Here is a 21,800-nt window from a genome sequence, read left to right as displayed (position 1 = left end):
CGGCCGGCGCGATGGGCGACCATGGAGAGCGGCGCGCGTCCCCGGCGCACCGGCCGGTCCTCCTTCTCCGGCACGCCCGGGGGGCACGGCCGAGCGGCGGCAGAGTTGCCGTCCGTGCCGTCCGTCACGCCGACTGATGATTCGAACCGCGGAGGTACGCGTGTCCTGCCTGATCGTCCAGAGCGACAAAACGCTCCTGCTCGAAGTGGACCACGAGCAGGCGGACGCGTGCCGCCGCGCCATCGCGCCCTTCGCCGAGCTGGAACGCGCCCCCGAGCACATCCACACCTACCGGCTGACCCCGCTCGGCCTGTGGAACGCGCGCGCCGCCGGGCACGACGCCGAGCAGGTCGTCGACGCGCTGGTCGAGTACTCCCGTTACCCCGTGCCGCACGCCCTCCTGGTCGACGTCGCCGAGACGATGGCCCGCTACGGGCGGCTGCGGCTGCTGAAGCACCCGGTGCACGGGCTGGTCCTGGAGTCCTCCGACCGCCCCGTCCTGGAGGAGATCCTGCGGTCGAAGCGGATCCAGCCGCTGGTGGGTGCCCGGATCGACCCGGACACCGTGGCGGTGCATCCGTCCGAGCGCGGGCAGATCAAGCAGACGCTGCTCAAGCTGGGCTGGCCCGCCGAGGACCTCGCCGGATACGTCGACGGCGAGGCGCACCCGATGGAGCTGGAGGAGAACGGCTGGCAGCTCCGCCCGTACCAGCGGCAGGCCGTGGAGAACTTCTGGCACGGCGGCTCCGGTGTCGTCGTCCTGCCGTGCGGCGCGGGCAAGACGCTCGTCGGGGCGGGGGCGATGGCCACGGCCAAGTCGACGACGCTGATCCTCGTCACCAACACCGTCTCGGCCCGGCAGTGGAAGCACGAGTTGGTGAAGCGCACCTCGCTCACCGAGGACGAGATCGGCGAGTACAGCGGCACCCGCAAGGAGATCCGGCCGGTCACCATCGCCACGTACCAGGTGCTGACGACGCGCCGGAAGGGCGTCTACCCGCATCTGGAGCTGTTCGACTCGCGCGACTGGGGCCTGATCCTCTACGACGAGGTGCATCTGCTGCCCGCGCCGGTCTTCAAGTTCACCGCGGACCTCCAGGCGCGCCGCCGGCTCGGGCTGACGGCAACCCTGGTGCGCGAGGACGGCCGGGAGTCGGACGTCTTCTCGCTGATCGGCCCGAAGCGGTTCGACGCGCCGTGGAAGGAGATCGAGGCGCAGGGCTACATCGCGCCGGCGGACTGCGTGGAGGTGCGGGTCGATCTGACGGACGCGGAGCGGCTGGCGTACGCCACCGCCGAGCCGGAGGAGAAGTACCGTTACTGCGCCACGACGGTCACCAAGCAGCGGGTGATCGAGGAGCTGGTGCGCAAGCACGCGGGGCAGCAGACGCTGGTCATCGGCCAGTACATCGACCAGCTCGACGAACTCGGCGAGCATCTGGACGCCCCCGTCATCAAGGGCGAGACGAGCAACGCGCAGCGCGAGAAGCTGTTCGACGCCTTCCGGCAGGGCGAGCTGTCCGTCCTCGTCGTCTCCAAGGTCGCGAACTTCTCGATCGACCTGCCCGAGGCGACCGTCGCCATCCAGGTCTCCGGCACCTTCGGCTCCCGCCAGGAGGAGGCACAGCGGCTGGGCCGGGTGCTGCGGCCCAAGGCGGACGGCCACGAGGCGCGGTTCTACTCGGTCGTCGCCCGCGACACCATCGACCAGGACTTCGCGGCGCACCGCCAGCGCTTCCTGGCCGAGCAGGGCTACTCCTACCGCATCGTCGACGCGTCCGAGCTGGCGGCGGGCGACGAGGTCTGACGCGGCCCGGGCAGGCCCGGCGCCCGTGCGGTGCCGGGCGTGCCTGCGGTGCCGGCCGTCCCGGTGCCCGCGGGCTCCCCGGCGGCCCCGGGCGGCGGCCCCTGCGGGGTGCCGCGCAGCCGCCAGGCGGCGAACAGCAGCAGGCCGAGGCCCAGCACCGGATACGGGGAGCCGGCCGCCTGGAGCCACCAGGGCAGCCGCAGGTCGAGGACTCCGTCGTGCGGCACCAGCCAGTGGCTGCGGGCGGAGAAGAGGACCAGGGCGGCGACGGCGAGCACCGGCCGCGGCCGCGCCCCGGCCTCGACGGCGAGCAGCACGAGCAGCGGCACGCACCACACCCAGTGGTGCGACCAGCTGATGGGGGACACCAGCACCGCGGTCAGCGCCGTGCAGAGCACGCCCCACGCCTCGTGACCGTGCGCCCGCACCGCGTGCCGGGCGAGCAGCAGCCCGGCGACGGCCGTCACCAGAGCGGCCACCCGCCAGACGGTGCCGGGGTCGGTGGTGTGCAGCAGCCGCGCGAACAGGCCCTGAAGGGACTGGTTGTCGACGATCCACACCCTGCCGACGCGGCGGGTCTCGAGCATCCGCCGGGTCCAGAACTCGAGGCTGGCCCCGGGCAGGACGGCGACCCCGGCGAGCACCGTGCCCGCGAAGCCCGCGAAGGACCACAGCGCGGCACGCACCCGGCCGGTCAGCAGCAGGTAGACGGCGAAGATCGCGGGCGTGAGCTTGATCCCGGCCGCGACGCCGATGGCGAGGCCCTTGCCCCGGGCGCCGTCGGGCCGGGTCAGATCCCACAGCACCAGGCAGGCCAGGGCGAGGTTGATCTGCCCGAAGAGCATCGTCTGGAAGACGGGTTCGAGCCACAGCCCGAGCGCGGTCGCACCGATGACGAGGGCTCCGCGCGGCCAGGTGGCCAGCCGGGTCCCGGCGGCGGGGGCCGCCAGCCTCAGCGAGAGATGGACGAGCAGGGCCAGCAGCAGCACATTCGTCGCGGCGAAGGCGGCCTTCAGCGGCAGCAGGGGCAGCAGCGCGGTGGGGACGAACAGCATCGCCGCGAACGGCGGGTAGGTGGCGGGCAGGTTCCACTCGGTGACCCGGAACCCGTAGAGGTCGGTGCCGTCGAGGACGGCGCGGCCCTCGGCGCGGTAGACGAGAAGGTCGGCCATGGGCGTCGGCCGGAGCAGGCAGAGCGCCGCGAAAGCGGTGAGGGAGAGCAGGAGCAGCAGCAGCGCGGCGGCCGTCGGCCGGGTGAGGCGCCGTCTGCCGGAGCCGGTCGCAGCAGCAGCCACCTGTTCGTCCTCCGGTCCGCCGTCCCGTCAGTACCAAACGGCGGTAACCCTACTCGAACGGGTCAGCGGGCGGCAGCGCTGTTTCCGGCGTGTCCGTTCCTGTGTTCGGTTTCTTCTCCGGACGGGCCGCGCCTGCGGCCGGGGCCCTGCGGGGTTACCGGCCGGGCGACCGGTCCGGGCCGTGACCGGGCTCCCGGGCGGCAGCGCGGCCGGGCTCCCGGGCGGCAGCGCGGCCGGGCTCCCGGGCGGCAGCGCGGTCGTCCTTGGCGTCCCTGTCGTCCTCCTCGTCCTTGTCGCCGGTGTCGCCGAGGACGACGACGCTGAGCGCCGCCCCCGCGAAGACCCGGATCGCGTGCAGGGCGTCACCCAGGACATGCCGGCGGTGACCGGGCTCCGCGCCGGAGGCGCCGGCCCCGGGCGACGGCCGCCTGGGCGGCGGGATGGGCGGTGTCGTCATGGTGCTCATGTGCTCCATGATGCGATTCATCCGGTTGCCGCACATCGGTCCAGGGATGTAACCGTGCGGAGGCCCGGGTACTCCGCCGGACCGAGCCGCCCCGCCGGGCACCCACCCGGCGGATGACCTGGGAGGAGACCGTCCCGTAGGGGACGGGACGGCGGAGACCGCGGACGGCCCCGGGGCCCGGCGGGGGCGGGGCGGAACGAGGCGGGGACCGTACGGGAAAAGCGTTCGCCGGTCCGGCCGCCGCTGGCTACAATCGCCCGTCTGCCCGCCTCCCGCAGCGCGTCGCCGCAGCGTCCCGCCGGACCGGTTCCGCCGCGCCGGGAGAGCCGCCGCCCGGACGGAAACCGGCCGGTTCTCCACCTTCGTTCACCCGCAGCGCGCACCCGCAGCACCGCGCGCTGCACGCCATGGTCCGTCACACCCTGTGGCACGTCACGCCGTGTCACGTCACTCCGGAGGCTTCGCCGTGCCCGCGCATCCGTCCTCGGCCGATCTCGACGACCCCGCGGAACCCGGGAGCCCCCCGGCTCCGGCCGCCTCCGCGGGTCTCCCGGACACCGCGGCGCCCGGGGGACGCGGGACGCCCCGCGGAGCGGGAGAGCCGGAAGGTCCGGGAGACCCCGCCGGCCCGCTCCGCCGCGAACAGGCCCACCTCGCCGCCTCCCGGGCCGCGCTGCGCGCCATGCGCGCGGACGCCGAGGCCCTCGACATCACCGACGTCACCGCGAACTGGGTCAACGCCGCCGTCCTCCGGTCCCAGATCGACGGCCGGATCAAGGCCCTCGCCGACCACGCCGGCACCCCGCTCTTCTTCGGCCGGCTGGACTACCTCCACCCACCCGAGGGGGAGCGGACGGGGGACGCGGAAGACGCGGAAGGCGCGGGACAAGCCGGAGAGACGGCGGCGGCCGGCGGCGCGGCGCGCTACTACATCGGCCGCCGCCATGTGCACGACGCCGACGGGGATCCCATGGTCGTCGACTGGCGGGCCCCCGTCTCGCAGCCCTTCTACCGGGCCTCCCCCAAGGAGCCGATGGATGTCGCGCTCCGCCGCCGCTTCGGCTACACCGGCGGGGAACTGACCGCCTACGAGGACGAACGGCTCTCCGATCCCGCCGCCGCCGAGACCGTCAGCCGGCTGCTCCAGACGGAGATCGAACGGCCGCGCGTCGGCCCGATGCGCGACATCGTGGCGACGATCCAGCCCGAACAGGACGAGATCGTCCGCGCCGGTCTGGGCGGCACCCTCTGTGTGCAGGGCGCGCCCGGCACCGGCAAGACGGCCGTCGGCCTGCACCGGGTCGCGTATCTCCTCTACGCCCACCGGGAGCGGCTCTCCCGCGCCGGGACGCTCGTCATCGGCCCGAACCGCTCCTTCCTCCACTACATCGAGCAGGTGCTGCCGGCTCTCGGTGAGCTGGAGGTCGCGCAGGCCACCGTCGACGACCTGGTGGCACACGTCCCGGTCACCGGTACGGACACCCCCGAGGCGGCCCGGCTCAAGGGCGACGCCCGGATGGCGGAGGTGCTGCGCCGAGCCGTCCGCTCCGGGGTGCGGCCGCCCGGGGAGGGGCTGGTCGTCGTCCGCGGCTCCCGGCGCTGGCGGCTGCCCGCCGAGGAACTCCGGCGGATCGTGGACGAGTTGCTCGGCCGGGGCATCCGCTACGGCGCCGCCCGCGAGGCCCTGCCGCAGCGGATCGCGCATGCCGTGCTGGTGCGGATGGAGGCCGCGGGCGAGGCACCGGACGACCGGACGCAGAACGCGGTGGCCCGCGACCGGGCGGTGAAGGCGGCGGTCAAGGCGATCTGGCCGCCGGTCGATCCGGCGAAGCTGGTCCTGCGGCTGCTCTCCGACGCGGCGTTCCTCGCCGAGCAGGCCGAGGGCGTGCTGAGCGCCGGGGAGCAGGCGCTGCTGCTCCGGCCGAAGCCGCCGCGGAGCGTGCGGTCGGCGGCGTGGTCGGCGGCCGACGCCGTGCTGATCGACGAGGTGCGGGACCTCGTCGAACGCACCCCCTCCCTCGGCCATGTCGTCCTGGACGAGGCGCAGGACCTCTCCCCCATGCAGTACCGGGCGGTGGGCCGCCGCTGCACCACCGGCTCCGCGACGATCCTCGGCGACCTCGCCCAGGGCACCACCCCGTGGTCCACCGCCGCCTGGTCCGAGGCCCTGTCCCATCTCGGCAAGCCGGACGGGCGGATCGAGGAGCTGACGGAGGGCTTCCGGGTGCCGCGCGACGTCATCGCGTACGCCTCGCGGCTGCTGCCCGCCATCGCGCCCGGGCTGAAGGAGGCCACCTCGGTGCGGGAGGCGGCGGGCGCCCTGGAGATCCGCCGGGTGGACGCGGCCGGGGGCGGGGGCGGAAGTGGAGCCGGAGGCGGTGCCGGGAGAGGGGCCGGGGGCGCGGGCGAAGCCGGAGACGGGGACGGGGACGGTGACGGCTCCGGGGTTTCCGGCCCCCGGCCCGGCTTCGGCGCGGCCGTCGCGGAGGCGTGCCGCGAGGCGCTGGAGCACGAGGGCTCCGTGGGCCTGATCGCGGCCGACGCGCGCGTCCCGGCGCTGGCCGGGGCCCTGGCGGCGGCCGGGCTGCCGTATCTGTCCCCGGGCGAGGAGACGACGGCGGACGCCCGGCTCACGCTCGTCCCGGCCTCGCTCGCCAAGGGCCTGGAGTACGACTACGTGGTGCTGGACGAGCCGGCCGCGGTCGTCGCCGCCGAGCCCGACCGGCGCACCGGGCTGCGCCGGCTGTACGTGGCCCTCACCCGGGCGGTGTCGGGCCTGACGGTGCTCCACGCGGAGGATCTGCCGGTCGAGTTGGGATGACGGCGGGGCGCGCCCGGTGTGGGCCGGTCCGGCACCGCGGGTCGCGGCCGGGCGCGCATCCCCGGTCGCGGCCGGGCTCGCCCATACGCCCGGCGGCGCCGGTCGCCGTATCGCACAATGGGCCCATGCCCGTCCCTCTTCTCGACCGCTGGACCGGACTGCTTCGCCGCTGCCAGGAGGGCCCCGGCCCGTTCCCGGACCCGCGTCCGTACGGCGAGAACCTGCTCGCCCGCTGGGCCGAGCCGCAGCGGCATTACCACACCACCGGCCATCTGGCGGCCGTCCTCGACCGGATCGACGAGCTGGCCGGCCACTGCCCGGACCCGGACGCGGTGCGGCTGGCCGCCTGGTTCCACGACGCCGTCTACCGCCCGGACCGCTCGGAGAACGAGGAGCGCAGCGCCCGGCTAGCCGAACTCGCCCTGCCCGAGGCGGGTGTCTCCCCGGACCGTACGGCGGAGACGGCCCGGCTCGTCCGCCTCACCGTCACCCACGATCCGGCGCCCGGCGACACCAACGGCGAGGTGCTGTGCGACGCCGACCTGGCCGTCCTGGCGGGCCCGCCCGAGGAGTACGCGGCCTATGCGGCGGCCGTCCGCGAGGAGTACGCGTTCGTGCCGGACGAGGAGTTCCGCGAGGGGCGCGCCGAGGTGCTGCGGTCGCTGCTCGGGCTGGAGCGGCTGTTCCGCACCCCCGGCGGCGAGCGGTGGGAGCCGACCGCCCGGCACAACATGGCCACGGAGCTGAGCCTGCTCACGGGGTGACGGGGCGGGGTTGACGGGCTGGGGCGACGGACGGGACGGGGTGACGGCCGGGGCGGGGTGGGCCTTCCGTCCGATCGGGCGGCTCCTCTCCGGTTCCGGGCATCTCCCGCTCCTCGTGCCCCCGCGCCCTTGTGCCCCCATGCCCCTCGCCGTGTGCGTCCTGGACCTGCCGGTCTTCGCCCCGCGGACATCCGGGTTCGTGTTCACTCGGCGACGGCCGGCCGGGCCGTAACCGGGCCCGCCGGTCGGCCTCCCGGTCGGCGTCCCGCTCCCGTGCCGTCGGTCCCGGTTCCCCGGCCCCGGTCCGCGGCCGGAGGCCATAGGCGGGATGCCGTACGGAGCGGAGAGGCCCGGGGAAGCCCCTGCTCACGGGCCGGGGACAGCCCGCCGGGGAGACGTACGACACCCGCTGCCGGGGAATGGCATGACCGCGACCGTTGTTGCTCCGAGTCATGCCAACCGATCGCTCCCGCATGCCCCTCGCCGTGTACGTCCTGGGTCTGTCGGTCTTCGCCCTGGGAACGTCCGAGTTCATGCTCACGGGGCTGCTGCCGCCGATCGCGGAGGACATGGACGTCAGCATTCCGAGGGCCGGGCTGCTGATCTCGGCGTTCGCGTTCGGCATGGTCGTCGGCGCCCCGCTGCTCGCCATGGCGACGCTCCGGCTCCCGCGCCGCGCCACACTCATCGCCCTGATCACCGTCTTCGGTCTGGGGCAGGTCGCGGGGGCGCTGGCCCCCTCGTACGGATGGCTGTTCGCGTCCCGGGTCGTGAGCGCCCTCGCGTGTGCGGGCTTCTGGGCGCTGGGCGCGGCGGTGGCCGTCGCCACGGTCCCGGTGACGGTGCGGGCCCGAGCCATGGCCGTCATGCTCGGCGGGCTGAGCATCGCCAATGTCCTCGGCGTACCGGCCGGGGCGTTCCTCGGCGAACACTTCGGCTGGCGCTCGGCGTTCTGGGCGGTCGGCGCGGCCTCGGCGGTGGCCCTCGCCGGGATCGTCGCGCTGATCCCCCGCATCCCGCGCCCGGCCGAGCTGCCGAGGCTCCGCAAGGAGCTGCGTGTCTACCGCGACGGACAGGTGTGGCTGGCGGTCGTCACCACCGCGCTCGTCGGCGGCGGCGTCTTCTGCTTCTTCAGCTATCTGGCGCCGCTGCTCACGGATGTCGCCGGCCTCGAGGACGGCTGGGTGCCCACGGTGCTCATGCTGTTCGGCTTCGGTGCCCTGCTGGGGACGGCGCTGGGCGGCCGGTTCGCGGACGCCCACCTCTTCGGGGTGCTGCTCAGCGGCGCGGTGGCGTCGCTGGTGCTGCTGGTCGCCGTGGCGCTCACGGCGAGCGTTCCGTTCGCCGTGGTGACGCTCTCCTTCCTGCTGGGCATCTCGGCCTTCTACACGGCTCCCGCCCTCAACGCCCGGATGTTCGACGTGGCGGGGGCGGCGCCGACGCTGGCCGGTGCCACCGTCACGGCCGCCTTCAACCTCGGCAACACGGGCGGCCCCTGGCTCGGCGGAGCGGTCATCGACGCGGGCTTCGGCTTCACCTCGACGGCGTGGGCGGGGGCGGCACTGACGCTGCTGGCGATCCCGGCGATCGCCCTGTCGGCCCGTGCGCGACGCCGGGGGCCGAGCGCGGTGATCGCCGGCTCCAGCCGGACCCCGGAACAGGTACGGCCCACGGGCTGACCGGACGGCGTGGGCGGGCGGACCGGACGGACCGGACGGCGCGACCGGCCGGACGGCGTGGGCGGGCGGACCGGACGGACCGGACGGCGTGACCGGCCGGACGGCGTGACGACGTGACGGCCCAGGGGGCACGACCGCCCGACGGCCGGAGGAGGGCGACGGCCCGGGGCGTGTGAGAGGCCCCGGGCGGCACGGTGATCCGGAGGGCGGGACGCCGAACCTCAGGGCCCCGGGAAGGCTCTGGGGGCACGGGGCGGAACCGGGGCGGGGCGCCCCTTGGGACGGCGCAGCCCGGCGGCCGTGAGCCGCCGCACCAGCTCCTTCGAGCCGACCTCCACGGCCCCGAGCGCCACCGCCGCCGGGTAGCGCTCGCTCGGAACGTCGTAGTGGTCGCGGTCGAAGGCCCGGCGCGGTGAACCCAGCCGCTCGGCGAAGGCGTGCAGTTCCTCGTACGAGACGTCGCTCACCAGGTGCGACCACATCCGCCCGTGCCCCGGCCACACCGGCGGATCGATGTAGACGGTCACCCGGCCACCCGGGCCGCGCCCCGTGCCGCCGTCATCCCGCGTGCCGCCGTCATCCCCCGTGCCACCGGACGCGCCACACCTTGTGCCGCCGCCCGCGCCACGCCCTGTACCGCGGGCCGCTCCGCCGACCCTGCCGACACCGCCGCCCGAGCCACGTCCTGCGTCGCCGGCGGCTCCGCGCACCGAGCCCTCACCTGCGCCGCCGCGCTCCGTACCACCGGCCCGGCCGCCACCGCCACCACGCCCCGTATCGCCATGCGGTCCGCCGCCGCGCGCCCCGCCTGCTCCGTCGGCACCGGTCTCATCTCCCCAGCACCGTGCCGAGCTTGCCGACCGCGGCCACCGAGACCGCCGTCTTGGGGCAGACCCAGTGCGGGTCCGTGCCGAGCTCCGGCTCGACGTCGAGGGCGTGCGGGTCGCCGCTCTCCATACAGACGGGGCAGAGCGGCCACCGTCCGTACCGCTCCAGCAGCGCGTCCTGGACGTCCTGGGCCACCAGTCCGATGACGAACCCGGCGCCCTCCGGCCACTGTTCCACCCACCAGCGCCGGTGCGTCACCGAGTCCTCGACCAGGGAGACGACATCGGCGTCGGCGACCTCGGCGGATGCCAGGTCGGCGATCACCAGGGCCCGAGCGGCGTGCAGTGCGTGTTCGAGGTCCATGCCCACCATTCTCCCGCCTCCGGCCACGCACGCACCGCAACGGCCCACACCGCCCGGCCACACCACAGCCGCCGCTTCGGGGCCGCGCGCCCCACCCGCAGAACAGGTATGCAGCAATGGGCGGGTGGGAGGGCGGCAACCCGCGCGCAGCGCGGGAAAAGAACTCCGCACCGCCCCGGGGGCCCGCGCCGGAACGGCACCCGCACACCGCGCGCAGCGCGGGGAAAAAACTCCGCGGGCCACACCCCGGCGCACCCCGTGCCGGCGGGCACCCCCGCCCCCGCCCGGGGTTGACGGCCCGGAAGCACTGAAAATACCTTTCAGGAGTGAGCAACAGCGTGAAGGAAACTTTCAGCGCCCCGGAACCCCGCTCCGGGTCCACCCCACACCACCCCGGCCGCCGCCCGGCCCGCGCACCGGCAGCCACAGCGGCCGCAGCGGCCGCAGCGGCCACGGCGCTCCCGCCCGCCCCGGCGGCCCTCGCCGCGAAGGTCAGAATGCTCGGGCCGACGATGACCCGTTCCATGCAGCGGGTGGCGGAGGCCGTCGCCGGGGACCCGGCCGGCTGCGCCGCGCTCACCGTCACCGGCCTGGCCGAGCGCACCGGCACGAGCGAGGCCACGGTCGTCCGCACGGCCCGCACCCTCGGCTACCCCGGCTACCGCGATCTCCGGCTGGCCCTCGCGGGCCTCGCCGCTCAGCAGGAGTCCGGTGCCGCCCCGGCCGTGACGGCCGACATCGCGGTGGACGATCCGCTGCCGGACGTCATCGCCAAACTGGCCCGCGAGGAGCAGCAGTGCCTCGCCGACACCGCGGCCGGCCTCGACGCCACGCAGCTCGACGCGGCCGTCACCGCGCTGGCCGGCGCCCGCCGGATCGATGTCTACGGCATCGGGGCGTCCAACCTCGTCGCCCAGGACCTGGCCCAGAAGCTGCTGCGCATCGGCCTGTCGGCGCACGCGCACGCCGATCCGCACCTCGCCATGACGGGCGCGGTCCAGCTGCGCGCCGGGGACGCCGCCGTCGCCGTCAGCCACTCCGGCCGCACGGTCGACGTGATCGAACCGCTCCGCACCGCCTTCGACCGCGGCGCGACGACCGTCGCCGTCACCGGCCGCCCGGACGGCGAGATCACCCAGTACGCCGACCACGTACTGACGACCTCCCCGGCCCGGGAGAGCGAGCTGCGGCCGGCGGCGATGTCCAGCCGCACCAGCCAACTGCTGGTCGTGGACTGCCTGTTCATAGGGGTGGCGCAGCGGACCCATGACACCGCGGCGCCCGCCCTCGCCGCCTCGTACGAGGCCCTGGCCCACCGCCACAACCCCCGCGGCTGACCGGCGGCCCGGCCCGGGCTCACCGGACCCCCGCGGCACTCGCACAACCCTCACCGCACCCGCCGCGCCCATCCGGCCCGCCGCATCCGCCACGTCCGCCGTACCGGACCGCACACCGGCCCCGCACACCGGCCGCGCGCAACCGGCCGCACTCACCGCATCGTCCTCCCCGAGAGAGCGGCAGCCATGCCCCCCACCCCCGCACAGTCCTCCCCCGCACCCGAGCCCGTCCCCGCGCCCGACCGTCCCTCCGAAGACCTCCGCGCCCAGCTCGACACCCTCGCCACCGAGGCGTTCCGCGGCGAACTGGCCGGGATCGATCGGCTGTCCACGCGGGAGATCGCCGACATCATGAACCGCGAGGACGCCGGCGTTCCCGCCGCCGTGGCCGCGCAGCTGCCGCGGATCGCCGCGGCCGTCGACGCGATCGCCGCGCGGATGGCCCGGGGCGGCCGGCTGGTCTACGCGGGTGCGGGCACCGCCGGGCGTCTCGGTGTGCTGGACGCCAGTGAGTGCCCGCCGACGTTCAACACCCCGCCCGGTCAGGTCGTCGGGCTGATCGCGGGCGGCCCGTCCGCCGTGGTGCACTCCGTCGAGGGCGCCGAGGACGACGGGGGGCAGGCGGCCGCGGACCTCGACGCCCTCGCCCTCGTCCCGGAGGACACGGTGGTCGGCGTCTCCGCCTCCGGCCGCACCCCGTACGCCGTCGGCGCCGTCGAGCACGCCCGCTCCCGGGGCGCGCTGACCGTCGGGCTGTCCTGCAACCCGGGCTCGGCCCTGGCGGCGGCCGCCGAGCACGGCATCGAGGTGGTCACCGGCCCGGAGCTGCTGACCGGTTCGACCCGGCTCAAGGCCGGCACCGCGCAGAAGCTGGTCCTCAACATGCTGTCGACGATCACCATGATCCGGCTGGGCAAGACCTACGGGAATCTGATGGTCGACGTCCGGGCCTCGAACGAGAAGCTGCGCGCCCGTTCCCGGCGGATCGTGGCGCTCGCCACCGGCGCCGGGGAGGAGGAGATCGAGGCCGCGCTGGCCGCCACGGGCGGTGAGGTGAAGAACGCCGTTCTGGTGCTGCTCGGCGGCGTGGACGCCCCCACGGCGGCCCGTCTGCTGGACGGGGCGGACGGGCGTCTCCGCACCGCCCTGGAGGCGGCCGCGGAACGCTGAGCCGCCACCCGACAGCCCAACAGCCCGGCAACCCAGCAACCCGGCGGTCCGGCTCCGGCAGCCGGGCGGCCCGCGACGCGGGCCGGGGAACGCCGAAGGGCGGCACCCCGCGAGGAGTGCCGCCCTCCGGTACAGAGGATCGACGTGACCGGCCGGGGCCGATCAGAAGTCCATGTCACCGCCGGGCATACCACCCGGAGCGGCCGCGGCGGCCTTCTCCGGCTTGTCGGCGATGACGGCCTCGGTGGTGAGGAACAGCGCGGCGATCGACGCGGCGTTCTGCAGCGCGGAGCGCGTGACCTTCGCCGGGTCGATGACGCCCTCGGCCATCAGGTCGGTGTACTCGCCGGTCGCGGCGTTGAGGCCGTGACCCGGAGTCAGGTTCCGCACCTTCTCGACCACGACGCCGCCCTCGAGACCGGCGTTGACCGCGATCTGCTTGAGCGGGGCCTCCAGCGCGAGCTTGACGGCCTGCGCACCGGTGGCCTCGTCACCCGAGAGGTCCAGCTTCTCGAAGACGGAGACGGTCTGCAGCAGGGCCACGCCACCACCGGCGACGATGCCCTCCTCGACGGCGGCCTTGGCGTTGCGCACCGCGTCCTCGATGCGGTGCTTGCGCTCCTTCAGCTCGACCTCGGTGGCGGCACCGGCCTTGATGACGGCCACGCCGCCGGCCAGCTTCGCCAGGCGCTCCTGGAGCTTCTCGCGGTCGTAGTCCGAGTCGGAGTTCTCGATCTCGGCCCGGATCTGGTTGACGCGGCCCTGGACCTGCTCGCTGTCGCCGGCGCCGTCGACGATCGTCGTCTCGTCCTTGGTGATGACGATCTTGCGGGCGCGGCCCAGCAGCTCCAGACCGGCGTTCTCCAGCTTGAGGCCGACCTCCTCGGAGATGACGGTGCCACCGGTGAGGATGGCGATGTCGCCGAGCATGGCCTTGCGGCGGTCACCGAAGCCGGGCGCCTTGACCGCGACGGACTTGAAGGTGCCGCGGATCTTGTTGACGACCAGGGTCGAGAGCGCCTCGCCCTCGACGTCCTCGGCGATGATCAGCAGCGGCTTGCCGGACTGCATGACCTTCTCCAGCAGCGGGAGGAGGTCCTTGACCGCGCTGACCTTGGAGTTGACGATCAGGATGTACGGGTCGTCGAGCGACGCCTCCATCCGCTCCATGTCGGTGGCGAAGTAGGCGGAGATGTAGCCCTTGTCGAAGCGCATGCCCTCGGTGAGCTCGAGCTCCAGCCCGAAGGTCTGCGACTCCTCGACGGTGATGACGCCTTCCTTGCCGACCTTGTCCATGGCCTCGGCGATGAGCTCGCCGATCTGGGGGTCGCCGGCGGAGATGGAGGCCGTGGAGGCGATCTGCTCCTTGGTCTCGACGTCCTTCGCCTGCTCCAGCAGGGCGGCGGAGACGGCCTCGACGGCCTTCTCGATACCGCGCTTGAGAGCCATCGGGTTGGCGCCCGCGGCTACGTTGCGGAGGCCCTCGCGGACCAGCGCCTGGGCCAGGACGGTCGCGGTCGTCGTGCCGTCACCGGCGACGTCGTCGGTCTTCTTCGCGACTTCCTTGACCAGCTCGGCGCCGATCTTCTCGTACGGGTCCTCGAGCTCGATCTCCTTGGCGATGGAGACACCATCGTTGGTGATCGTGGGCGCGCCCCACTTCTTCTCGAGGACGACGTTCCGGCCCTTGGGGCCGAGAGTGACCTTGACGGCGTCGGCGAGCTGGTTCATTCCGCGCTCGAGGCCGCGCCGCGCCTCCTCGTCGAACGCGATGGTCTTGGCCATGTGAAGTGGTCCTCCCAGGACTTCGGGGTCCCCCCGGCCTGCGGCTGGGGGAGGATTTCTCCGGACCGCGCTGGCGCCCGCGACGGACGGCCTGCCGGCCTCGCGGTTCCTTGCCCCGCTTGGCCTGCGGGCCTCACCGACCCGGTCCTTCTGTCACTCTCCGGGGGAGAGTGCTAACGCCAATGATTAGCACTCTCCCCCTTCGAGTGCAAGCGCCCACCGGAGCCTCCGGGCGCGTACGGCCCTCATGGCGCGGACGGGGACGGGCACGGGCCGGGACGGGGACGGGCGCGGGCACGACGAAGGGCCCGCACCCCCTGCGCCGGGGATGCGGGCCCTTCCGAGGTGTGGCCGGTCGGCGCTCAGCCGGCGACGCGGACCATGTCCGCCTGCGGCCCCTTCTGGCCCTGCGAGATCTCGAACTCCACCCGCTGGCCTTCTTCGAGGGTGCGGTAGCCGTCCATCTGGATCGCGCTGTAGTGCACGAAGACGTCCGCACCACCGTCGACCGCGATGAAGCCGTATCCCTTCTCCGCGTTGAACCACTTGACGGTGCCCTGAGCCATTCCTAACTCCCCTATTACTGGCCCTTGCGCAGGACCGCACTCCGCGGACCCGGGTCAGACCTCACGACCCAGCGGTCCCTTGGCCGTCGGCATGGGGGGACCACCGGGAAGTGTGCGCCGGAACGCGTCGACCGCGGCCGAATGTATCTGCCCAACTGCCCTCTGCAACAGGTCAATCGGACGAGAATTCAGCCGCGGCCGGAAAGGAGCTTCCGGGGGATTCACGGAAAATCCGGGGCAACCCGGACCGGGCATGACGGACCTGCGCGACAAATCGCCCTCGTCCTTCGGACACAGGTTGTCGCGTTCTCGTCTGCGGTCGGCGGATGCCGGAAGGGGATCGGACCAACTGTACCGTGCTCAACGACGCGGAATTACCCCCTCCGTTTCTTTGACGGAGGGGGCAATCGCGGTGACGCAGGGTGGGTCCACCGGGTGATCCGCTTCCGGACCGCCCCGGTGCGGCGGCTCAGCCGCCGGCGACCGCCGGGATGATCGAGACGCCCGCGCCGTCCGGCGTGGCCGTCTCCAGGCCCTCGGCGAAGCGGACGTCGTCGTCGTTGACGTAGACGTTCACGAAGCGGCGCAGCTTGCCGGCGTCGTCCAGCACGCGGGCGCCGATGCCCTGGTGGTTCTTCTCCAGGTCCGCGAGCACCTCGGCGAGCGTCGCGCCCTCGGCCTCCACCTCGGCCTTGCCGCCGGTGTAGGTCCGCAGGATGGTCGGGATTCGGACGGTGACGCTCATGCGAGGCCTGCCTCTCGGAAGGATGCGAGGGTGGGACGGATGGTGGCGGAGGGACCGGTGGTGGGGGCCACCGCGTCCAGGGTCTTGAGGCCGTCACCGGTGTTGAGCACGACGGTCTCACCGGCCGGGTCGAGCTGCCCGGTCTCGATGAGCTTCTTCAGCACGCCGACGGTGACACCGCCCGCGGTCTCCGCGAAGACGCCCTCGGTGCGGGCCAGCAGCTTGATGGCGTCGACGATCTGCTCGTCGTTCACATCCTCGACGGCGCCGCCCGTGCGGCGGGCGATGTCCAGGACGTACGGGCCGTCGGCCGGGTTGCCGATCGCCAGCGACTTGGCGATGGTGTCCGGCTTCACGGGGCGCACCACGTCGTGCCCGTCCTTGAAGGCGCGGGACACCGGGGAGCAGCCCTCGGCCTGCGCGCCGAAGATCTTGTACGGCTTCTCCTCGACCAGCCCGAGCGCGATCAGCTCCTTCAGACCCTTGTCGATCTTCGTGAGCTGGGAGCCGGAGGCGATGGGGACGACGAGGTTGTCCGGCAGCCGCCAGCCGAGCTGCTCGCAGATCTCGTAGGCCAGGGTCTTGGAGCCCTCGCCGTAGTACGGGCGGAGGTTGACGTTGACGAAGCCCCAGCCCTCGCCGATCGGGTCGCCGATCAGCTCCGAGCAGAAGCGGTTCACGTCGTCGTAGGTGCCCTCGATGCCGACCAGGTCGCCGCCGTAGACCGCGGCCATGACGACCTTGCCGGCCTCCAGGTCGTGCGGGATGAAGACGCAGGAGCGGAAGCCGGAGCGGGCCGCCGCGGCGCCCACCGCGCCGGCCAGGTTGCCGGTGGAGGAGCAGGAGAGGGTGGTGAAGCCGAAGGCGCGGGCGGCCTCGACGGCGATGGCCACCACCCGGTCCTTGAAGGAGTGGGTGGGGTTGCCGGAGTCGTCCTTGACGTGCAGCCCGCCGGTGACGCCCAGCTCGCGGGCGAGCCGGTCGGCCTTGATCAGCTTGGTGAAGCCGGGGTTCAGGTTGGGCTTCTCCGCGACATCCGCCGGGACGGGCAGCAGCGGAGCGTAACGCCAGATGTTGTCGGGTCCCGCCGCGATCCGCTCGCGCAGCGCCTCCGGGTCACCGGCGGGCAGCTCGTAGGCGACCTCCAGCGGGCCGAAACACTCGGCACAGGCGAAGACGGGGCCGAGCGGTGTGCGGTGGCCGCATTCGCGGCAGGAGAGGGCGGCGGCGGGGCCGAGATCGACCCGGCCGGGCTGCTGGGGGTGTCCGGGGTTCCCGGCGGCGGAGCCGGTGTTCCCGGCGTTTCCGGTGGTTTCGGTGGTGTCCGTTGTTCCAACGGTGTGCACAGCCATGCAGGCGAGGCCCTTTCTCCTCATCTTCCTCACGGCGTACCTCGCCGTGAGCCGGAATTGGCACCTTCCCCACCGGGAGCCTCGCTCCGGACGCTGTGCGTCGGAGGACCGAGACCGGCGGGAGGGTTGCCGGGGCTTCAACGGGCCGTTCCCTCTGCCCCTCTGGATGAGCGGTATGGCGCCGGGCGGGGCCCGGGCATTTGTGGGCGCCGACCACCCCCGAGATGCGGTGGTCACGCGTGTTGTTCAAGACTGTAACCGAAGGCTCGGACTGTGGAGGCAGGCGTCCGAACCGCGAGATGCGGCCGCTGCTGGGCGGCGGCATCCCCGAACAGGCAGGGAGACGATCACGTGCTGGAAGAGGTGGAGCTCTGGCTGGACCGGCACTCCTGGTCCGCCTCCGAACGTCCGCTCGATGCTCTGCGCGCCGCGAAACGGGCGGCCGGAGCCTCCGGGACGGTCAGCGTCGTTCTCCCCGCCCTCAACGAGGAGGCTACGGTCGGGGCGATCGTCGAGGCGATACGCGGCGAACTGATGTCCGGGGAGACCCCGCTCGTCGACGAACTCGTCGTGATGGACTCCGGGTCCTCCGACGGCACCTCCCGGGTCGCCGCGGAGGCCGGAGCCCGGGTCGTGCACCGCGACTCCGTCCTGCCCCGGATACCGGTCGCGGCCGGCAAGGGCGAGGTGCTGTGGCGGTCACTGCTGGTGACCGAGGGGGAGATCGTCTGCTTCGTCGACGCGGACCTGCGCGAGTTCGACTGCCGGTTCGTCTCCGGCATCGTCGGGCCGCTGCTGACCGATCCCGGCCTGCACCTGGTCAAGGCCATGTACGACCGCCCGATGAGCGGCGGCGGCGAACGCGGCGGCCGGGTCACCGAGCTGGTGGCCCGCCCGCTGCTCAATCTGCACTGGCCGCAGCTCGCCGGATTCGTCCAGCCCCTGGGCGGCGAGTACGCGGCCCGCAGAACGCTGCTGGAGCGGCTGCCGTTCCCCGTCGGCTACGGCGTCGAGCTGGGCATGCTCGTCGACACCCTGGAACTCGCCGGGCTGGAGGCGCTCGCCCAGGTGGACGTGGGCGTCCGGCACCACCGCAACCAGGACGGACAGGCGCTCGGGCGGATGGCAGCCACGATCTACAGCACCGCCCAGCGGCGGCTGGAACGCGGCCACCTCGTGCGCCCCGTGCTGACCCAGTTCGACCGCGGCTCGGACCGGCTCTTCAGCCCCACCGTGCACGAGGTGACCACCGAGGAGCGGCCTCCGATGTGCACCATCCCGGAGTACACGGCCCGGCAGCGCCGGAGGGCGGCGTGAGGCCGGCGCGGAGCCGCCCGCCGGGCGGGCGACCGGGCAGGCCGACGGCGGGCCGCCGGGCGGGCTCCGTGGCGCCCGGCGGCGGCGCTGTGCGCGGGGTCCCGGCATGACCCGGGCCGCCGGGGCCGCCGACGCGGCGGTGGCCGCCGTCCCGGCCGCCCGTCACGGCGCGCCGCTCCCGCCGGGCCGGGGCCCGGTGGTGCCGGCGCGAGGCGGCGGGCACGGGTCCCGGTCCGCCGGGCGCGGCGGGGGCGGCGGGGGCAGCAGTGGCGGCAGCGGCGGCGGGATCCGGCCGGACCCGGCGGGTCTCTCCGGGCCGGTGCCGGTCCGGGTGCGGCGGGCCGTGCCGGTGGCGCCCGTGCGGGTGCCCGTGCCCGTGCCGCCGGTCCCGGTGCCGGTACGGCCCGTGCCGGTGCCCGTACCCGTGCCGCCGCCCGCCCCGGTGCGGCCCGTGCCCGTACCGCCGGTGCCCCCGGCACCGGTGCGGCCCGCCCGCCCCCGGGGCGGCATCTTCCGGCCGGACTCGGCCGGGGTGCGGAAACGCACGTTTGAGCGGATCACGGTCGGGCTAGGCTCGCGTCATGGTCGCTGAGCAGGCAGCCCGCATACTCGTCGCGTCCAACCGCGGCCCCGTCTCGTACAGCCTCGCCGGGCAGGAACCACCGGGTCACGGCGGTGACGGCGGTGACGGCGGGTCCGGGGCGGAGCCGGCCCCCGCTCTCGTCGCCAAACGCGGCGGCGGCGGGCTCGTCTCCGGGCTCTCGGCGGTCGAGGGCGACGCGGTCTGGGTCTGCGCGGCCCTCGGCGACGGCGACCGCGAGGCCGTGCGCCGCACCGGCGGGCATCTCGACCCCGCCGACACCGGCGGCCAGACGGTACGGATGCTGGACATCGACCCGGACGTCTTCGCCACCGCCTACAACGGCGTGGCCAACTCGGTGCTGTGGTTCGTGCACCACATGCTGTACCAGACGCCGTTCGAGCCGGTGTTCGACGCCGAGTTCCGCCGCCAGTGGGCCGCCTACGAGGCGTACAACGCGGCCTTCGCGGACGCGCTGGCCGAGGAGGCCGCCGAGGGCGCCGCCGTCCTCGTGCAGGACTACCACCTCTGCCTCGTGCCCGGAATGCTCCGCGAACGCCGGCCCGACCTGCGGATCGGCCACTTCTCGCACACCCCCTGGGCCCCGCCGGAGTACTTCCGGCTGCTCCCCGACGACATCGGGCGGCAGCTGCTGCGCGGCATCCTCGGCGCCGACCGCGCGGCCTTCCTCACCCAACGCTGGGCCGACGCCTTCACCGCCTGCTGTACCGACCTCCTCGGCGAACCGCCGGCCACCCGCGTCGGGGTGCACGGCCTGGGCGCGGACGCCGACTTCCTGCGCGAGCGGTCGCGGCGGCCGGACGTCGACGAGCGGCTCGCGATCCTGCGCGAGCAGATCGGCCCCGGCCGGAAGGTGATCGTCCGGGTCGACCGGACCGAGCTGTCGAAGAACATCGTCCGCGGCCTGCTCGCCTACCGCGAGCTGCTGACGGACCGCCCCGAGTGGCGCGGGCGCGTCGTGCACGTCGCGTTCGCCTACCCCTCCCGGCAGGACCTGGCCGTCTACCGCGACTACACCGCCGAGGTCGCCCGGGTCGCCGAGGAGATCAACGAGACCTTCGGCACGGACGGCTGGCGGCCGGTGATCCTCCACGTCGAGGACGACTTCGCCCGCTCCCTGGCCGCGTACCGGCTCGCCGACGTGGCCCTGGTCAACCCGATCCGGGACGGCATGAACCTCGTCGCCAAGGAGATCCCGCTTGTCTCCGACGAGGGCTGCGCGCTGGTCCTCTCGCGGGAGGCCGGGGCGTACGAGGAGCTCGGCGAGGACGCGGTGACGGTCAACCCCTACGACGTGTCGGGCACGGCCCGGGCCCTGGACACCGCCCTGGGCATGGGGACCGCCGAACGCGCCGAACGCACCAAACGGCTGGCCGCCGCGGCGTCCTCGCTCCCGCCCCAGCGGTGGTTCCTGGACCAGCTGAACGCGCTGTAGCCCGGGGCGCGGGGTGCGCGGGGTTCCGCACAGGTCGCAGGTCCGGGGTGATCCGGACCCGGGTGCGCCGGGGCCGCGCGGGTGCGGGGTTCCGCGCGGGATGGCCGGTTCGCGCCGGGCGCGGGGCGGGTTCGCGCAGGGGCGCGGGGCTTGCTTCGTTGCGCCGGGTTCGGGCCGGGGTTCGCGCCGGTCCGGAGTGCGCCGGTCCGCGGTGCGCCGGTCCGGGGTGCGCCGGTCCGGGGTGCGAGGGCGGTAGTCCGGCGTCCGCGGCGCCGTTTTCCCCGCGCTGCGCGCGGGGTGCGACCCTCCCGCCCGCCCATTACTGCTCATCGTCCTGCGGGCAAACGGCAGGGGCCGGGGCTTCCTGGCGCCGGGGCGAATCCGCCAGGCAGGGGCGCCAGGCGGAGTCGCCGGGCAGGAGCACCGGCAGGGGGCGCCGCCGGGGAAGGGCACCAAGCGGAGTTGCCGGGCAGAGCCTCCGGCCTCCGGCCGGGCCGGCCGGTCTCAGCCCTGTTGTTCCGCCACCGCGGTGGCCAGGGCGTCGAGGAGGTTCACGACCCCCTCCGGGCCGTCGACCACCACATCGGCCCGTTCCGCCAGTTCCTCGGCGCCCTCCCCGGCGGCGGCCGCGCTGCACACCAGCAGTCCGGGCACGCCGTCCGACCTCAGCTCGTCCACCGCCGCGTAGGCCGCCAGGTCCCCGAGGTCGTCCCCGGCGTACAGGACAGCACCGGCCCCGCTCTCCCGTACGTACTCGGTCAGCGCCACGCCCTTGTCGATCCCCGGCGGGCGCAGCTCCAGCACCATCCGGCCGGGTTCGACGATCAGTCCGTGCCGCTCGGCCAGGGCGGCGAGGGGTTCGCGCAGTTGCTCGAAGGCGGCCTGGGGATCGGTGGCCCGGCGGGTGTGCACCGCCACGGCGCGGCCCTTGTCCTCGACCCACGTTCCCTTCCAGGCCCCGTTGTGGTCGAGGACCCCGGGGAGTTCCGCGCGTACGGCGGCGACGCCCGGGTGCGGCTCGGGGGCGGTCACGGTGGCGCTGACGGCGTCCCAGCGCTCGGCGCCGTAGTGGCCGAGAACGACGAGGTGTTCCAGCCCGGGGACCCCGCTGAAACCGCCGTTCCGCACCGCGACGTCGGCGGGGCGGCCGGTGATCACGGCGATCGAACGGAGGAGCGGCGCGAGGCGGGCGAGCGCCGGTACGGCACCGGGGTGGGCGCGGGCCTGTTCGGGGTCGGACACGATCGGTGCGAGGGTGCCGTCGAAGTCGAGGGCCACGACAGCCCGTTCGGGCCGTTCCAGCAGTGCGGCGAGACCGTCGCGCCCGGCGTCGGTGACAGGGGCCGGCAGGGGATGCGGATGACTGCCCATGCGGCCGAGCCTACCGGGACCGGCGGCGCCCCCGACGCCCCGCCTTTCCGGCCATCCCGGCCTTCCTCCGACTGCCGCACGGGCCGCACGAACCGCGT

General features: G+C 74.2%; 17 protein-coding genes and 1 riboswitch. Of the genes, 8 read left to right on the top strand and 9 right to left on the bottom strand.

The features are described 5' to 3' along the window. The first annotated feature begins 136 nt into the window (after window positions 1–136). Complete coding sequence (locus LIX60_RS17720) at window positions 137–1,807, top strand: DNA repair helicase XPB (RefSeq protein WP_043462934.1); 1,671 nt, start codon at window positions 137–139, stop codon at window positions 1,805–1,807. Here the strand turns inward: LIX60_RS17720 and LIX60_RS17715 are convergent. Together LIX60_RS17715 and LIX60_RS17710 are read right to left on the bottom strand one after the other, a co-directional pair. Next, window positions 1,759–3,036, bottom strand: coding sequence for a glycosyltransferase 87 family protein (locus tag LIX60_RS17715; RefSeq protein WP_308102070.1), 1,278 nt, complete (start codon window positions 3,034–3,036; stop codon window positions 1,759–1,761). The genes LIX60_RS17720 and LIX60_RS17715 overlap by 49 nt on opposite strands. 220 nt (window positions 3,037–3,256) lie before the next feature. After that, window positions 3,257–3,568, bottom strand: coding sequence for a hypothetical protein (locus LIX60_RS17710; protein ID WP_227962989.1), 312 nt, complete (start codon window positions 3,566–3,568; stop codon window positions 3,257–3,259). Between the two features lie 682 nt (window positions 3,569–4,250). Here LIX60_RS17710 and LIX60_RS17705 point away from each other — a divergent pair. The 3 genes from LIX60_RS17705 to LIX60_RS17695 all read left to right on the top strand — a co-directional run bounded on the left by LIX60_RS17705 (window position 4,251) and on the right by LIX60_RS17695 (window position 8,832). Next, window positions 4,251–6,389 (top strand): ATP-binding domain-containing protein, encoded by a 2,139-nt coding sequence (locus LIX60_RS17705; protein WP_227962812.1) that lies wholly within the window; start codon window positions 4,251–4,253, stop codon window positions 6,387–6,389. Between the two features lie 125 nt (window positions 6,390–6,514). Beyond that, window positions 6,515–7,153, top strand: a complete 639-nt coding sequence (locus LIX60_RS17700; protein WP_227959311.1) for a hypothetical protein — start codon at window positions 6,515–6,517, stop codon at window positions 7,151–7,153. A 473-nt stretch (window positions 7,154–7,626) separates the two neighbouring features. Continuing rightward, entirely contained in the window at window positions 7,627–8,832 is a 1,206-nt protein-coding gene (locus tag LIX60_RS17695; RefSeq protein ID WP_227959310.1) for a Cmx/CmrA family chloramphenicol efflux MFS transporter, read from the top strand. A 221-nt stretch (window positions 8,833–9,053) separates the two neighbouring features. Here LIX60_RS17695 and LIX60_RS17690 read toward each other — a convergent pair whose 3' ends face one another. Then, window positions 9,054–9,359 carry a DUF4031 domain-containing protein gene (locus tag LIX60_RS17690; RefSeq protein WP_227959309.1) on the bottom strand — a complete coding sequence of 102 codons (306 nt, stop codon included), beginning with the start codon at window positions 9,357–9,359 and terminating at the stop codon, window positions 9,054–9,056. A 301-nt stretch (window positions 9,360–9,660) separates the two neighbouring features. Next, a complete protein-coding gene (locus tag LIX60_RS17685) occupies window positions 9,661–10,023 on the bottom strand; it encodes a hypothetical protein (RefSeq protein WP_227959308.1) in 363 nt (120 codons plus the stop codon). A 326-nt stretch (window positions 10,024–10,349) separates the two neighbouring features. Here LIX60_RS17685 and LIX60_RS17680 point away from each other — a divergent pair, with 326 nt between their 5' ends. Together LIX60_RS17680 and murQ are read left to right on the top strand one after the other, a co-directional pair. Next, the gene (locus tag LIX60_RS17680) at window positions 10,350–11,360 is read left to right on the top strand and encodes a MurR/RpiR family transcriptional regulator (RefSeq protein ID WP_227959307.1); all 1,011 of its coding nucleotides are present in this window, start codon (window positions 10,350–10,352) and stop codon (window positions 11,358–11,360) included. Window positions 11,361–11,546: 186 nt separating this feature from the next. Then, complete coding sequence (gene murQ / locus LIX60_RS17675; RefSeq protein WP_227959306.1) at window positions 11,547–12,530, top strand: N-acetylmuramic acid 6-phosphate etherase; 984 nt, start codon at window positions 11,547–11,549, stop codon at window positions 12,528–12,530. A gap of 162 nt (window positions 12,531–12,692) precedes the next feature. On the opposite strand, the gene groL is transcribed toward murQ, so the two are convergent. From groL to thrC, 4 genes are all read right to left on the bottom strand, one after another. Continuing rightward, entirely contained in the window at window positions 12,693–14,315 is a 1,623-nt protein-coding gene (gene groL / locus LIX60_RS17670) for a chaperonin GroEL (protein ID WP_227959305.1), read from the bottom strand. Window positions 14,316–14,677: 362 nt separating this feature from the next. Next, window positions 14,678–14,881 (bottom strand): cold-shock protein, encoded by a 204-nt coding sequence (locus LIX60_RS17665; protein ID WP_003986833.1) that lies wholly within the window; start codon window positions 14,879–14,881, stop codon window positions 14,678–14,680. 469 nt (window positions 14,882–15,350) lie between these two features. After that, entirely contained in the window at window positions 15,351–15,626 is a 276-nt protein-coding gene (locus LIX60_RS17660; RefSeq protein ID WP_043462920.1) for a MoaD/ThiS family protein, read from the bottom strand. Further along, window positions 15,623–16,978, bottom strand: coding sequence for a threonine synthase (thrC, locus tag LIX60_RS17655; protein ID WP_374117874.1), 1,356 nt, complete (start codon window positions 16,976–16,978; stop codon window positions 15,623–15,625). The genes LIX60_RS17660 and thrC overlap by 4 nt, the downstream gene beginning before the upstream one ends. Window positions 16,979–16,995: 17 nt before the next feature. After that, a riboswitch (SAM riboswitch) is annotated at window positions 16,996–17,151 on the bottom strand. A 178-nt stretch (window positions 17,152–17,329) separates the two neighbouring features. Here thrC and LIX60_RS17650 point away from each other — a divergent pair. Both LIX60_RS17650 and LIX60_RS17645 read left to right on the top strand, forming a co-directional pair. Next, on the top strand, window positions 17,330–18,295 hold the full coding sequence (locus LIX60_RS17650) for a glucosyl-3-phosphoglycerate synthase (RefSeq protein WP_227959303.1): 966 nt from the start codon (window positions 17,330–17,332) through the stop codon (window positions 18,293–18,295). Between the two features lie 581 nt (window positions 18,296–18,876). Beyond that, complete coding sequence (locus tag LIX60_RS17645; protein WP_227959302.1) at window positions 18,877–20,331, top strand: trehalose-6-phosphate synthase; 1,455 nt, start codon at window positions 18,877–18,879, stop codon at window positions 20,329–20,331. 504 nt (window positions 20,332–20,835) lie between these two features. On the opposite strand, the gene otsB is transcribed toward LIX60_RS17645, so the two are convergent. Next, window positions 20,836–21,702, bottom strand: a complete 867-nt coding sequence (gene otsB, locus LIX60_RS17640; protein WP_227959301.1) for a trehalose-phosphatase — start codon at window positions 21,700–21,702, stop codon at window positions 20,836–20,838. Window positions 21,703–21,800: the final 98 nt, after the last annotated feature.

It is taken from the genome of Streptomyces sp. S07_1.15 (assembly GCF_020739505.1).
GTDB lineage: Bacteria > Actinomycetota > Actinomycetes > Streptomycetales > Streptomycetaceae > Streptomyces > Streptomyces xinghaiensis.
The sequence above is the reverse complement of the archived record's forward strand: the minus strand, read 5'-3'. Positions and strand labels throughout refer to the sequence as shown.